The sequence below is a fragment of the Paenibacillus rhizoryzae genome (assembly GCF_059686995.1).
Genome location: NZ_JCAALT010000010.1, coordinates 41,541 through 54,646 on the forward strand (window position 1 = coordinate 41,541; position 13,106 = coordinate 54,646).

A 13,106-nucleotide genomic window follows, 5' to 3' on the forward strand; every position below is an offset into this window, starting at 1 on the left:
AAGGCTTATTATTTACTTACTTTTTTCACTACGTCAGTTACACGTTTGACCCACTCTTCAGGGGTGATTTTGCTAATTGTAAGTGCATCTGTTGCATCCATCATCGCTTTATCCACGTCTGCGTTGTAAGTGATCGTCGGGATAACGACTGTGTTTGGATCCGTTAGGTATTTCGCTGCATCTTTAACGAAGTTCGGCGCGTTGGAAGCGCTGATATCGCCTTTAATGTTGGAAGGCGCGCCGCTAAGCTCTGCCCACTGGGAAGCTTGCGCTTTAGAGAAGATGAACTGCAGGAATGCCTTCGCTGCATCTTTGTTCTTCGCATCCTTAGCGATCGCTACTGTTGATGTAGAAGTATTCGCTACGACTTTACCGCCTGCATCCTGCGTTACAGAAGGAATGAAGCCGAAGTCGAAGCCATCCGGAATGTCTTTGGACATTTCGTTAGGCAGCCAGAGGCCATTCGGGATAAAGGCATCCTTGTTTTGCAAGAAGAGCATTTGCGAATCGGTGTGGTTGATTTGAATCGACGCCGGATCGATGAAGCCTTTGTCGCGCAGCTCTACGATTTTGTTCAAAGCAGTAAGTACGGCAGGGCTTTCGAAAGCTTCTACTTTGTTAGCTGCCATGTCTTGAAGGATTGTGAAATCATTGTTGTTAGCCGAAACGATGGCCGGGTACAGAATCGATCCGTTGATGTAGTACGGATATTTACCTGTGTGGATAAATGGATTGATGCCGGCTGCTTTGATTTTGTCGCTTGTGTCTAGGAAGGATTGGAAATCGGTAGGCTCAGCCCAACCTTTTTCTTTGAACAAGGCTTTATTCCAGAAAACGCCCCACGAGTTCAGTACGAGTGGGATGTTGAATACTTTGCCGTCGAACTGTTGCGCAGGCTGCGCCAGAATATCGGTGATCAGATCGCCGTCAATGTTCTTGGCATCCTTCAGCCAGTCGGTCAAATCTTCGAGTTGGCCATCTTCAACCATCTGGCGGTCATTCAAGCCGGCGCCGTCGATGTAAACGAAATCAGGCGGGTTGCCTCCGATCCAACGCGGTTTCATTTGCTCATTTATTTGCGGACCGCCGGATTGTTTAATTTTCAGATCCGGGTTAGCGGCTTGGAAATCATTGATAACTTGTTTCCACCATTTGTCGCCGTATCCGCCAACGAAATATTGAATTTCGAAGTCGCCGGTCAACTTGGCAGTTGTATCTGTGGATGTGGAGTTAGTGCCGGAGTTCGAGTTGGAAGCAGTTGTGTTCTCTGAGGAAGCAGCCGTCGTATTTTCGGTAGTCGAGCCCGCAGCCTCGTTGTTATTCTTGGAACCGCATCCTGTTAGCGATACGGCAGCCAGAATGCTGGCCAGACCGATTGCAGCCATTTTTTTGTTCATGGTCATAAAAGCAAACCCTCCCAATATATGATGATTTACGCTTTCTTTGGTGTTCACGAGTGAACGCCAGCGCTTGTTTTCATCATAAGGTGGGAGGGCTTAAGTCTCTATCGAATATCTTCCACGAATTCTTTGTTTTCTTCTTTTCTTACTATTCGGCTTTATCGGCCGCTCTTGGTTTCGGCAAATTGCTGCAGCTTGTCCAGCGCGTCCTTCGGAGTAAGATGCTCGTAGAGTACGGCATCCCCCATCTTGCGGGCATAGTCCAGAACAGCTTGCCAGGCCGGCTCTCTGACCGGATAGAACATCGCTTTGCTCAGCGCATCGAGATTGCCCTTCATGACGTTGTCTTGCATGGACAATTGGCTGCCTACCGTGCTTGTGACGGGGAGCAGGCCTTCACGTTTGATCATATCGCCATAAGCCGAATCGTCGTATAGAAAATCCAGAAACTTGGATAACGCTTCTTTATTCGTATGGTCGGTCTTGAACGAGATAAGCACGTCCTGCACGGCAAACGTTATCGGAGGCTGTCCGTCCTTCACGGGGATCGGACCTTTGTCCCATTTGAGCGCGGGAAATTCCTTCGGCACGACAGAGGTAAAATAATTGCCCGAGATGAGCATGGCCAGTCCGCCGCCGCCCAGAATCCGCTGCTTCTCATCGCGAGTCGTAACGGTCGGCTCCGGGTCGGTTAATCCTTTGTCGAACATATCCTTAAGGAACGTCAACCCCGCGACATTCTCGGGAGAATTGATCGTCCATTTGCCATCCTTGGTCCACGAACCTCCGGCCCCATAGAAGAAATAGGAGAGATACGCCTGCGTCTCATTGTCCGTCAAATCAACGCCGAAACCATCCGCAGCGCCTGTCGCTTTGATTTGGTGCGCTGCTTTCTCGAGCTCGGACCAAGTGGTAGGCGGAGCCTTAATACCGGCCTTCTCCAGCAATTCCTTGTTGTAGTAGAGATTCCGCGTCGAGGCTACGTACGGTAAGGCGAATTGCACGTTGTTCATCTGATCCATCGCCACTAAATTCGGGTAGAGCCGGCCAGCGAGCTCCTTCGAAATAATCGTACCCAAATCGTTGAGCATCCCATCTTGGGCGAAATGAGCATACACATTCGTATTCAGCAGATCCGGCGGTTGGTTTTTGCTAATCATCGTCGTATAGATGCCATCTAGATTGTCCCAGTTCGCGACCTGAAGCTCGACGTCGATCAGAGGATTCTTGATTTCGAAATCCTTCACGAGCTTCTCTAGGAACGGCTTCGTTTCCGTACTGTATTCGGCGGCAACGAACCGAATAAGCGCTCGTTCCTCCTTGGGAGGAGGGGAGGGCTCTTCGCTTGATGACATACAGGAGGACAAGATAACGGAAAGGAAGATGGCAGAAACAGCTGCCTTCGAATAATGTGCGGGACGGAAGAAGACGGTCATACGCGGCTCACACCCTTCTCCTAAGTTTTATTTGTTCTCTATAAAAGGAAACAGCAGCTTCTGATTTTCCGGCAAATACATATTCTTGCGGTTGATGACATTCGATTCGATGTACGTAACGGGAGCCGTATTCGTGCCTTTAATCAAACTTAAGGCCTTCTTCACGCCGAGATATCCCATATTAAAAGGCTTCTGTACGATGACCGCATTTAGGACGCCTTCCTCCAGCAGCTGGATTTCGTAGAAGGAGCTATCGAAGCCGATCAGCTTGATCGCGCCGGCTTTGTTCTGTTCCTTCAACAATTTGGCTACGCCTATAGTCGCGGATTCGTTCATCGTAATGAAGGTATTAAACGACTGATCGCCGGCCAGCAGCTTCTTGGCAATCTCATAAGCTTTATCCTCGGACTGTTCGCCGTAATAAACCCCGACAATGCTGTTCTTATAGCGCTCAAGGGCATGCTTCAGACCCTCCAGCCGCTCCTTGGAAATCGTGGCATCTGCATGATCGCTAATGATCGCGATGACAGGTTTCCTATTCGTCTCGTTTATGGCGGTTTCTCCCGCTAATCGCCCGGCCTCTACATGATTGTTAGAGACAACAACGGGGGCTGGCTCCATCTTAAGCGGGGTATCGATCACGACTAATCGAATGCCCTCGTCACGGATTTGTTCGAATAAAGACGCCATGCGATCATCCACATAAGGTGCCACCACGATCGCTTGCGGCTTCTCCCTGATCGCCTCTTCCAGCACATGAATCTGCTCATCAACATCGCCTTCTTGCAGCGGGCCTTGGACGTTGAGCGCGAGCCCGTTCTCTTTGGCAGCTGCTTCGGCTCCTGCGCTGACTGCTTGCCAGAAATCGGATCGGACATTTAAGGACTTCAGTACGACCGTAATACTTTTCTCGTGATGGGTCGATACGCTGATTAGCTTGTAGTAGAAAATAGAATAAACAGCAGCAATGAAGAGTACGAGCGCGAGCCCTATCGTAAATCTTTGCCTAAACATAGCATTCTCCCTTTAACCGAGTTTCGGGATCGAAATCGAAACGCAGGTGCCGACTTCAATTTCACTGCGAATTTGGATGCCGTATTCATAGCCGAAATACAGCTTGATCCGCTCGTTGACATTCCTTATCCCAATCCCTTGATTGCGGGGTTCCCCCTCGACGGGGATCAGGAGGCGTTCCGCTTGTTCCGGTGTCATCCCGAAGCCGTTATCCTCGACCTCGAACACGATTTTATCATCCGTCTGCCAGCCGCGAATGGTGATGATGCCGTCATTGATGCCGTATTTATTGCGAATGCCATGATAAATCGCATTTTCAATCAAGGGCTGAAGTAAGATCTTCAAGGTTTTGAAGCCCAGGATCGATTCATCGATCTGGATGTCGTATTCGAGCTCCTCATAGCGCATCTTCTGGATGAGCAAATAATTCGTAATATGTTCAATCTCCACGCGGACGGGCACTAGCTCCTGATCCTTCGTGATGCTCGCCCGGAATAGCTTCGCCAATGCCGAGGTCATCAGAACAACCTCTTCATGCTGCTTCTGCTCTGCCATCCATACGATGGAATCCAGCGTGTTGTATAAGAAATGGGGATTGATCTGCGATTGCAGCAGCAGCAGCTCGCTCTTCCTCTTACTCTCTTGATTTAGGATCGTCTCTTCCATAAGAGACTTGGTTCGACTGACCATCATGTTGAAAGAGCGTCCGAGCTGTCCGATCTCGTTCATTTGCCCGATTTCCGTCTGAATGTCGAAGTTCCCTTTCTCCACTTGCTTCATATCGGATTGCAAGACTTTGATCGGCTTCGATAAACGGTGGGAGAGCCAAACCGAGATGAGCAGGGAGATCGCCAGTCCGCATAAGGAATATAAGAGGATCGAGTTTCTTAAATCATCCTTGCTCGCAATGAGATCGTCCGTGTAGGCGACGCCGGCGATTTTCCAACCGAAATTCGTATCCTGCACGGAATAAATCCGTTTGCCTTCGCCGTCATTCACGACGAACGAGCTGCCGCTGGATGCTTTGATGACATCGGCGATTCGCTCCGTCCGCAGCTTACTATCGATCAACTGCTGCTGCGGGTGGTAGACGATGTTGCCGTTATTGTCCACGATGAAGAGGTAACCCTTCTTGCCTAAGTCGATATTTTTGCAAATATCGTTGATGATGCTCAAATTCAGATCGACCAGGAAAACGCCTTCCGCCGTAATCCCATCCGTGCTTTTCAGCTCCCGGCTCAAGGAAACGACCCAGCGGTATTCGTTCTGGATAATGTTCTGCACATGGGGCGAGGAGATGACGGATTTGCCGCCTTCGCTCTTCGCCAGCTGGAACCAGCTCTGATCGGACAGCTTCATATTGGGATTCAAATTCGTGATTCGTCTATCGGATACAAAACGTCCATTGTAGCCAAAAACCATAATCGAAGCGATGTCATTGCGTGTGTACAAGATGGCTTGGAAGAGATCGGATATGCGCTTCTCGTAGATCCTGCGATCCTCAGCGCTAATGTATGAATTGTCGGATATGTAGTACTTCACGTCCTTGTTCGTCAAGGCGAGCAAAGAAATGTTCTCCATGTTATCCACATAAGACTGAATATTCATGTTCACTTGTTTAATGATTTCTTCGATATACCCCTTGGAGTTTCGCTCAACCGCATCGACCGACAGCTGATAGCTGATTAAGCTCGTCAGCACGATTGCCGCGAGAATGAGGAGAGAGAACGCCAAGGAAATATTCGATTGAATGCTCTTTAACGGGAACAGGGGTATTCTTCGCGCACGTTCACTTGGCATCGTTAGTTTCCGCTCTCCTTAAGCTGCTTCTCTCTGAAGTCCTTCGGGGTAATCCCTGTATGTTTCTTGAACAGAATGCTGAAATAATTCGGGTCTTTATAGCCGACCTGTTCGGCAATTTCATAGAACTTCATCGTTGTATTGTGAAGGAGCTCCTTCGCCTTTGCAATGCGTACCCCGGTCAAATATTCAATGTACGTTTCACCTGTATGCTGCTTGAAGACGAGACTGAAATAACTGGTGCTCATCAAGACGTGGCGGCAGATGTCCTGCAGCGACATTTTATCGTTGGCGTAGTTCGTCTCGATATATTCCACGGCTTGATGAATCTGCATGTTCGTCAAATGACTGCGGTTATCGGCAATCGTGGACATGACGGAACGCACAACATCCTTCAGCCAAATCTCGACCTCATCTAAGGTCTTGAGTCCATAGACGTCCATGAGCCTCATTTGCCGATCGAAGGAAGCTTCCGGATCGTGAGCGACCAGCTCTTGGATCGAGTTCATCAAGGACAGCACTACCTTCTGCATTTGCAGAAAACAGGCTTCAATTGGAGCAAGGGAAGATTTCAGCTCCGCGACACCGTTCTCGATAAGCTGAAAAGCTTCCTGGGCAGAGCCCCTCTTAACGGCGGAAGCCAGCTTGCGGTCCCAATCGAGCTGAGGAGGCAGCGGAATGGAGGGTTTGCCTTCCATATCCAGAATGCTAAGCACTCGGTTCTTGCCGAGCAAGAAGCGGTAATCCAATACGGAAAGCGCGCTCTTATAGGATTCCGGCAGCTGTTCGAGGTTGGCGCTGGCGCGTCCGATGCCGATCGTGACGGTAAACTTCAAATACTTCTCGATATGGTGCCTTACTTGCTCCGCCAGGGAATAGACCTGCTCATAGAGCAAGCTTTCGTCATCCTGACCGGATATAATGGCAACCATTCGTTCCTCCCTCGTACGGAAGAGCATAACGCCCTCGCGTTCGAGCGTTTCTTTGAATATATCAAAAGCGGCAAACCGCAGAAACTCCACATCATGCTCGTACGAGTGAAGCTCCCGGTCGCCAAAATCATCGATATCGACAATTAGAACAACATGAAGCGGTGGTGGCGCGGGAATACCGAAATAGGAGAAACGTTCGGTGATTTCCTCATAATTGAGTCCTACGGCGACCAGGCGTTCGAGGAACCGCTCTCTAAGCAGCGGAAGGCTCTGGTTCAACTGGCTCTTTAAGCGCCCGAGATCTTCACGGTGCTTGGTCTCTTCGTCCATTTCTTTCTTGACGCGATCGAGCAGGGAGCGAATTTCATTGGCCGTAATCGGCTTCAGGATGAAATCGGAGACCTTCAGTCTGATCGCTTGCTGCGCATATTCGAATTCGTCATAGCCCGTTAATATAATCATTTTAATATAAGGAAATTGCGTAGAGATCAATCCGGCCAGCTCAAGGCCATCCATGAAAGGCATGCTGATGTCCGAGATGACAAGCTCCGGCTTGTGCTGCTCGACCGCTTCCCATGCTTCGCGGCCATTCGCATAATCGCCAATCAATTCGAAACCATGCTCGTTCCAGTTAATCGTATTTTTCAATCCGACCCGGACAACCGCTTCATCATCCACAATAATAACTTTGTACATCGGCGTTCCCCCAGACCATCCGCGGTAAGTATAAGCGCTATAATCATTTCAATTATGCCTTATTCAAAGTCCGCTTACAAAGACTTATTATTTGATGATTGCCTGGGAAGCTGGCATAGCTGCCCATTTAATGTATAGTTTACTTGACATTGTGAATGGTTTTTATTACATTATGTATATCATCATTTACTTTGTATAGGGAAGATTATAAACAGGAGGCAAATCCATGACTTACCAAGAGAAGAAGAGCATCGTTTCGTTGATCAGCACCATTGTCATTTTCGGCTTCTATTGCTTGTACATGTATGCGCAGTACCCCGAAGCTGGGCTTGAAGCGGAGGAAACCTTTCATTATTGGGGCTCGTTCGTCCTTATCCTCATGGTAGTCTCCATCATTGCTCATATACTGGTCAGCATTATTTTCAACATCATCTTCAGAATCACCACCAACGAGAAAGAGCCGGCATTCGCGGATGAGCTGGATAAACTGATCGACCTCAAGGCGAACCGGATTTCTTTCTTCGTGTTTATCCTCGGCTTTCTGCTTGCTATGGGGTCATTGGTCTTGGATCAGCCGTCACAGGTGATGTTTGTGATTTTGATCGCAAGCGGATTCTTATCCGATGTGACCGGCTCCTTTACGAAACTTTATCACTACAGGAGAGGAGTATAAGTCTAAGATGAGTAAGCATCTTGTCGGCAATCACATCCGCAAATTACGATTCAACCATGATGAAATGACACAGCAGCAACTAGCTGACAAGGTGGGTGTTACCAGACAAACCATCGTGGCCTTGGAGAAGGGGAATTACTCCCCGTCTCTGGAACTTGCTTTTCGCATCGCGCACGCCTTCAGCTTGCCATTGGAAGAGGTTTTCTTTTACGGGGAATAGAAAAGGAGATGGGGAAATAATGTCGCCCAAATTAGCTGCCAAGATTGTTGGAATCCTGTTCATCCTTGCAGCCGTTACATCGATGATCGCTGCTTTTATTTTGTACAAACCGATTCTAAATAATGCCGATTATCTGGTTCAAGGTTCTAAGCACGCGAACCAAGTGATATTGGGCACGGTGATGGAATTAATGCTTGTCGTTTCCGCAATTGGGACGGCAACCACGATGTTTCCCATCCTTAGAAAATACAATGAAACGATTGCGCTGTGGCATATATGCTTTCGATTTCTTGAAGCGATAATAATTACGGTTGGCGTAATCAGCGTACTGTCCTTGGTAACGTTAAGCCGTGAATTTGTAGCAGCAGGAGCTGTCGATACGGCCACATTTCAAGTTTCGGGGACTTTGTTAGCAGCCATTCATGATTGGACCTTTCTGCTTGGGCCGTTATTCATGCTGGGGATCAACACGATGATGTACAGTTATATCTTCTATAAATCGAAGCTCGTCCCGAGGTTTATCCCGATCTTGGGCATGACAGGGGCAGTTCTCGTTTTCACTTGCGCGTTGCTCGTTATGTTCGGTGTCATTGAACAAGTTTCGTTCTGGGGCGGTATTCTGGCACTGCCGGTAGCGGCGAACGAAATGATCCTCGCGGTGTGGCTCCTCATTAAAGGGTTCAATGACGCAGCGCTTGATTCCCTACCTGCAAACAAGAAAGAGAAGGCGATAGCAGCCTCTATGTAATTGAGATAGGTGGCCGATATGGAAGCGGGCAAATGGCTGATGCAGATCAACCATTTGCCATCCTCTTCAACTAGCTCTACCTGCAAGCCGGATATGGCAAAATATCATTGATCTGATTAAACGGATAATGGAATGTAGCGAATTGCGAGGCGTACAAATATTGCATGACATACACCTCGCCGCCTTGCACGGCGCAGATGACACCGGATACACCTTGGCCGTTGCGCAGGGAGATCCCGACTGGGCGCCCAGTAAGATACATTGCTTTCTGCTGCAGCGACATGTTAATCTGGGCCTGACCGGGATTTTGCATTTGACCCGGACTTTGCATGAACATACGGAATCACTCCTTCATATAGAGGCAAGCTTGAGCATGCGGAAACGTTCATCGCATTTAGTGTATGCCCTGCCTGGTCAGACGCCTTCCGCCGCTGCCCAGCACATTGTTTATGCAAAAAAATGGTTTTCCGGCTGTGTTTCAATGATGCGGAATTAGGGTTAAAACACTCTAGTACCCGCAACCAGAGGAGGAGCTAATGTAATGGAAATTGGATTCTTTCTGCTGCCGAAAGAAAAAGTGTCTTACCTGACGACCTCAGCCACCATGAAAGATGCACTTGAGAAGCTGGAAGCCTGCCATTATTCAGCTATTCCGATCATTGATGAGGAAGGCAAATATATCGGTACTTTATCCGAAGGGGACATCCTGTGGAAGCTTCGGGGAACGGCCGGGCTCAATTTTGAGAATATGCACGAAATTCCGGTGAGCGGCATCAAGAAAAGAATTTATAACGAGTGTGTCGCAATTGGTGCGCTCATGGACGATATGTTAACCCTCGCAGCCGATCAGAATTTCGTACCGGTAGTGGATGATGATCGCATCTTCCTCGGCATCATAAGACGTAAAGATATTATCGAGTATTACACGCGCAATATTACGGATTGATGGATTTGATCGTAAACCTGCAAAGAACCTATCCGACTACCGGGTAGGTTCTTCTTGTTCGCGAGCATAATCACTACCATGAGATTGGAGAACGTCAATTCCACGATTTTATTCAGAATTACTCCGATCAGGAATTGCAATTTATCGGCGTTTTGCTGAGCGATTTATCTCAAGAGATGGATAATGCCATGGCGCAGATGGATAAAATGATTACGAAGTAGCAGAATGCTCTGACCAAGCATAGGAAGAAAAAGAACCTACCCGACTGCTCGGATAGGTTCTTTCGCGTTCTCTCGGACGTTGAGATATAGAAAAGCGGAGGCAATCAGCACGCCGCCTGCCACGCACCAGGTGATGGAAATCGAGGCATACTGCGCGATGAAGCCGTGAATGAAGGAGCCAATCAAGCCGCCCAGCTGCAGGAATAACGAATTAAGAGACTGCATCGTCGAGCGGTTGTTTTCGTTTAGCTGCTGATTGAATAGAGCGCTGTCCGGTGAACTGGCAATGCCGTTGCTCATGAACAAGATGAAGTAGAAGGCCGTGAAGCCTGCCACGCCATGCTGTGCAGCAAGGATAAGGAACAGGATGCCGAGCGCTGAGCGTGCTCCGAATAGTAATGCCGTTACGGGTACACGCAGCAGCTTGGACAGCGGCGTGAAGAGCAAGCTCCCTGCAGATGCGGATAAGAAGTAGCCGGCTGTCAGCAGACCGAACTGCCAGGTGGCGGAATCGGGGCCGAGCATGTTCTTCACCTGCGGCTGCCAGTAGGTTTCGAGACCGGAGAAGGCGAAACCCCATGCGAATGTCGTTATCAGAAGCAGAAGTACGGCAAGCTGCTTAAATCCGTATTGCACAGCATCAGCGACAAGCTGAGGCAGCTGGCGGAAACCGCTTAGCATGTTCATCGATCTGCTCTCGTGAATTTGCTCCACCACCAGCTTCGCAGTGAGGATGAACTGCACGGCGATCATGACAGCCATGGCAATGAAGTTAATGGAGTAAATGCCTGCTCCGAAATCCGAAGTAAACGGTCCGAGCAAATCAGGCAGCCAGCCCCCGGCAAGAGCGCTGATTCCCATGGCAAGCGGGATGAAGATGCCTGCTTTCGCCAGCTTGCTGCTCAAGTCGCCCTCGGGCTCGATTCGGTTGTACTCATCAACGAACCATGCATCGATGGAGCCTGAGGAGAGGGCTCTTGCTGCGCCGAACAGGACATAACCAAGCATGAGTGTAATAAGATTCCATGAAACCATGACGAGGAGCACCGCTCCCAGCATGAAGAGCAAGGAAATCAGGTAGACTCGCTTGCGGCCCAGCGCATCCGATAATCCGCCTGTCGGCAGCTCGAGCAGCAGCACTGCCGCCGAGGAAACGGCGAAAATAAGCCCAATCTCTTGCAGATTTAGTCCCTTATCTAACATGAACAAGCTGGAGACAGGCAGAATCAAGCCGATGATGAACCAGTGCAGCGATTGATTCAGAATATAAACGAACAATAAGGACCGAGCGGATGTCATGCAGGTAGAACCTCCTGAGGAAGATAGGTTAAAGTTTAACGGCAAATGAAGAAACGAACAAGATAATGTTACATGGACAAGATTGCGGAAACGCGTTAAACTAGTAAAGAAAAAGTGGTATTTTTTGTTATTTTGTCGTATTGAGGGTGAACGGGCTGCATTTCCGCGGCTTGTCTTTCTGCCATTTACGGCTGCTCGTGTTTGAATAAGGCTTCATCTGACAGCGAAGGGCGAAAAAAATCAATTTCGAGCCAAAAAATATGGAAGAATTTATTCGTAATGGGAATGCTATACGTGAATAGAATGAGATGTGACATAAGTGTGAGAAAACGTTACATATCAAGGTAGAGACACTGGATTTAATCCGCAAAACTAGTTTACAAAAATCTCAAATCACCGTATATTTGATAAAGGTCAAACAAATGCTAAAACAGGTTTTTTACAAATGTTCAGACTGGGGTTAGCAGTAAACTAAATATGGAAATGAGGAGTAGAATACCATGAAGAAAAGTTTAGTAACAATCGTGATTTGTATGCTGGCATTTGCAATGGTCGTAGGTTGTGGAAGCAAGAACAACAACACTAACAATGCAGGTGGGAACGCAGGTACAAATGAAGGCACCAAAGCTTCCTTTAAAGCGGGTATGGTTACGGACTCCGGTACGATCGATGACAAATCGTTTAACCAAGGTACATGGGAAGGCTTGCAGCGCGCAACGAAAGAGCTTGGCGTAGATTCGAAATACTTGAAACCGGCTGGCACAACGGAAGCTGACTACCTGAAGGAAATCGGCAACCTGTACGACGCTGGCTTCAAAGTCATCGTTGCACCGGGCTTCAAATTCGAAACAGCGATCTTTGCGGCGCAAGATAAATATAAAGACGCAAAATTCGTTCTGATCGACGGCGCTCCTCATACTGCTGACGACTTCACACCGGTTGTGAAAGATAACACAGTATCGATCTTCTTCGCAGAGCATGAGTCCGGCTTCATCGCTGGGGTAGCAACTGCGGTTCAATTGAAAGAAGGCGAAGCAGGCTTCATCGGCGGCATGGAAATTCCGGCTGTACAGAAGTTCAACTGGGGCTTCCAGCAAGGCGTGAAATACGCGAATGACAACCTGGGCACTAAAATTTCGCTTAAAGCGGAAAACGTAGTTTACCAAGGCAGCTTCGACAACGTAGCGGCAGGCGGCCAATTGGCAGCTCAAATGTATGACCGCGGCGTTAAAGTGATCTTCACGGCAGCAGGCGGCGTAGGCGTTGGCGCAATCAACGAAGCTAAAACTCGCGCTAAAGCAGGTAAAGAAGTGTGGATCGTCGGCGTAGACGGCGACCAATTCAAAGACGGCGTGTATGAAGGCGACAAATCCGTCATCATCACTTCCGCTATGAAGAAAGTTAGCTCCGCATCCTTTGACATGATGAAAGCTGAGCAAGACGGTACATTCCCAGGCGGCCAAACATTGACGTTCGACATCAAGAACGATGGCGTAGGCTTGCCAGCTGAGAACCCGAACCTTAGCGCAGAAACCATGACAACTGTTTCCGATATCACAGCGAAAATGAAAAGCGGCGATATCAAAGTAGCAGCTGAAAAAGGAAACCTTATCAAGTAAGAACTTTTCGCGATAAACCTTAATTCTAAGAAGAGACGGGACGCTCCGTCTCTTTTTACCATTATAGAATGAATCAGCTTTACCCTTACGATCACTTAGGTA

Annotated in this window: 12 protein-coding genes; 5 read left to right on the forward strand and 7 right to left on the reverse strand. The window is 48.5% G+C overall.

Annotated features, from left to right (window positions below; translation table 11 throughout):
• Positions 1–8: 8 nt before the first annotated feature.
• From AC6ESO_RS25180 to AC6ESO_RS25200, 5 genes are all read right to left on the reverse strand, one after another.
• Entirely contained in the window at positions 9–1,403 is a 1,395-nt protein-coding gene (locus AC6ESO_RS25180; RefSeq protein ID WP_497093791.1) for an ABC transporter substrate-binding protein, read from the reverse strand.
• A 155-nt stretch (positions 1,404–1,558) separates the two neighbouring features.
• The gene (locus AC6ESO_RS25185; RefSeq protein WP_497093792.1) at positions 1,559–2,836 is read right to left on the reverse strand and encodes an extracellular solute-binding protein; all 1,278 of its coding nucleotides are present in this window, start codon (positions 2,834–2,836) and stop codon (positions 1,559–1,561) included.
• Positions 2,837–2,863: 27 nt separating this feature from the next.
• The gene (locus AC6ESO_RS25190; protein WP_497093793.1) at positions 2,864–3,850 is read right to left on the reverse strand and encodes a substrate-binding domain-containing protein; all 987 of its coding nucleotides are present in this window, start codon (positions 3,848–3,850) and stop codon (positions 2,864–2,866) included.
• Between the two features lie 12 nt (positions 3,851–3,862).
• Positions 3,863–5,650, reverse strand: coding sequence for a cache domain-containing sensor histidine kinase (locus AC6ESO_RS25195; RefSeq protein ID WP_497093794.1), 1,788 nt, complete (start codon positions 5,648–5,650; stop codon positions 3,863–3,865).
• Between the two features lie 2 nt (positions 5,651–5,652).
• A complete protein-coding gene (locus tag AC6ESO_RS25200; RefSeq protein WP_497093795.1) occupies positions 5,653–7,278 on the reverse strand; it encodes a response regulator transcription factor in 1,626 nt (541 codons plus the stop codon).
• Positions 7,279–7,504: 226 nt separating this feature from the next.
• Between AC6ESO_RS25200 and AC6ESO_RS25205 the strand changes: the two genes are divergently transcribed.
• Genes AC6ESO_RS25205 through AC6ESO_RS25215 form a run of 3 tightly spaced genes read left to right on the forward strand, consistent with a single transcriptional unit; the run spans position 7,505 to position 8,919 of the window.
• Positions 7,505–7,951 (forward strand): hypothetical protein, encoded by a 447-nt coding sequence (locus AC6ESO_RS25205; RefSeq protein WP_497093796.1) that lies wholly within the window; start codon positions 7,505–7,507, stop codon positions 7,949–7,951.
• Between the two features lie 7 nt (positions 7,952–7,958).
• Complete coding sequence (locus AC6ESO_RS25210; protein ID WP_210663636.1) at positions 7,959–8,171, forward strand: helix-turn-helix transcriptional regulator; 213 nt, start codon at positions 7,959–7,961, stop codon at positions 8,169–8,171.
• 19 nt (positions 8,172–8,190) lie between these two features.
• A complete protein-coding gene (locus AC6ESO_RS25215) occupies positions 8,191–8,919 on the forward strand; it encodes a DUF4386 domain-containing protein (RefSeq protein WP_497093797.1) in 729 nt (242 codons plus the stop codon).
• 76 nt (positions 8,920–8,995) lie between these two features.
• Here AC6ESO_RS25215 and AC6ESO_RS25220 read toward each other — a convergent pair whose 3' ends face one another.
• Entirely contained in the window at positions 8,996–9,202 is a 207-nt protein-coding gene (locus tag AC6ESO_RS25220) for a hypothetical protein (RefSeq protein ID WP_497093892.1), read from the reverse strand.
• A gap of 258 nt (positions 9,203–9,460) precedes the next feature.
• Between AC6ESO_RS25220 and AC6ESO_RS25225 the strand changes: the two genes are divergently transcribed.
• Positions 9,461–9,865 (forward strand): CBS domain-containing protein, encoded by a 405-nt coding sequence (locus tag AC6ESO_RS25225; RefSeq protein WP_494821981.1) that lies wholly within the window; start codon positions 9,461–9,463, stop codon positions 9,863–9,865.
• A 257-nt stretch (positions 9,866–10,122) separates the two neighbouring features.
• On the opposite strand, the gene AC6ESO_RS25230 is transcribed toward AC6ESO_RS25225, so the two are convergent.
• The gene (locus AC6ESO_RS25230; RefSeq protein ID WP_497093798.1) at positions 10,123–11,385 is read right to left on the reverse strand and encodes an MFS transporter; all 1,263 of its coding nucleotides are present in this window, start codon (positions 11,383–11,385) and stop codon (positions 10,123–10,125) included.
• Between the two features lie 500 nt (positions 11,386–11,885).
• Here AC6ESO_RS25230 and AC6ESO_RS25235 point away from each other — a divergent pair, with 500 nt between their 5' ends.
• Positions 11,886–13,004, forward strand: coding sequence for a BMP family lipoprotein (locus AC6ESO_RS25235; protein ID WP_497093799.1), 1,119 nt, complete (start codon positions 11,886–11,888; stop codon positions 13,002–13,004).
• The last annotated feature ends 102 nt before the right edge of the window (positions 13,005–13,106 follow it).

Bases quoted from the DNA above. Each gene is read 5' to 3' on its own strand.
- AC6ESO_RS25180 (WP_497093791.1), bottom strand. From the start codon at position 1,403: ATGACCATGAACAAAAAAATGGCTGCAATCGGTCTGGCCAGCATTCTG.
- AC6ESO_RS25185 (WP_497093792.1), bottom strand. From the start codon at position 2,836: ATGACCGTCTTCTTCCGTCCCGCACATTATTCGAAGGCAGCTGTTTCT.
- AC6ESO_RS25190 (WP_497093793.1), bottom strand. From the start codon at position 3,850: ATGTTTAGGCAAAGATTTACGATAGGGCTCGCGCTCGTACTCTTCATT.
- AC6ESO_RS25195 (WP_497093794.1), bottom strand. From the start codon at position 5,650: ATGCCAAGTGAACGTGCGCGAAGAATACCCCTGTTCCCGTTAAAGAGC.
- AC6ESO_RS25200 (WP_497093795.1), bottom strand. From the start codon at position 7,278: ATGTACAAAGTTATTATTGTGGATGATGAAGCGGTTGTCCGGGTCGGA.
- AC6ESO_RS25205 (WP_497093796.1), top strand. From the start codon at position 7,505: ATGACTTACCAAGAGAAGAAGAGCATCGTTTCGTTGATCAGCACCATT.
- AC6ESO_RS25210 (WP_210663636.1), top strand. From the start codon at position 7,959: ATGAGTAAGCATCTTGTCGGCAATCACATCCGCAAATTACGATTCAAC.
- AC6ESO_RS25215 (WP_497093797.1), top strand. From the start codon at position 8,191: ATGTCGCCCAAATTAGCTGCCAAGATTGTTGGAATCCTGTTCATCCTT.
- AC6ESO_RS25220 (WP_497093892.1), bottom strand. From the start codon at position 9,202: ATGTCGCTGCAGCAGAAAGCAATGTATCTTACTGGGCGCCCAGTCGGG.
- AC6ESO_RS25225 (WP_494821981.1), top strand. From the start codon at position 9,461: ATGGAAATTGGATTCTTTCTGCTGCCGAAAGAAAAAGTGTCTTACCTG.
- AC6ESO_RS25230 (WP_497093798.1), bottom strand. From the start codon at position 11,385: ATGACATCCGCTCGGTCCTTATTGTTCGTTTATATTCTGAATCAATCG.
- AC6ESO_RS25235 (WP_497093799.1), top strand. From the start codon at position 11,886: ATGAAGAAAAGTTTAGTAACAATCGTGATTTGTATGCTGGCATTTGCA.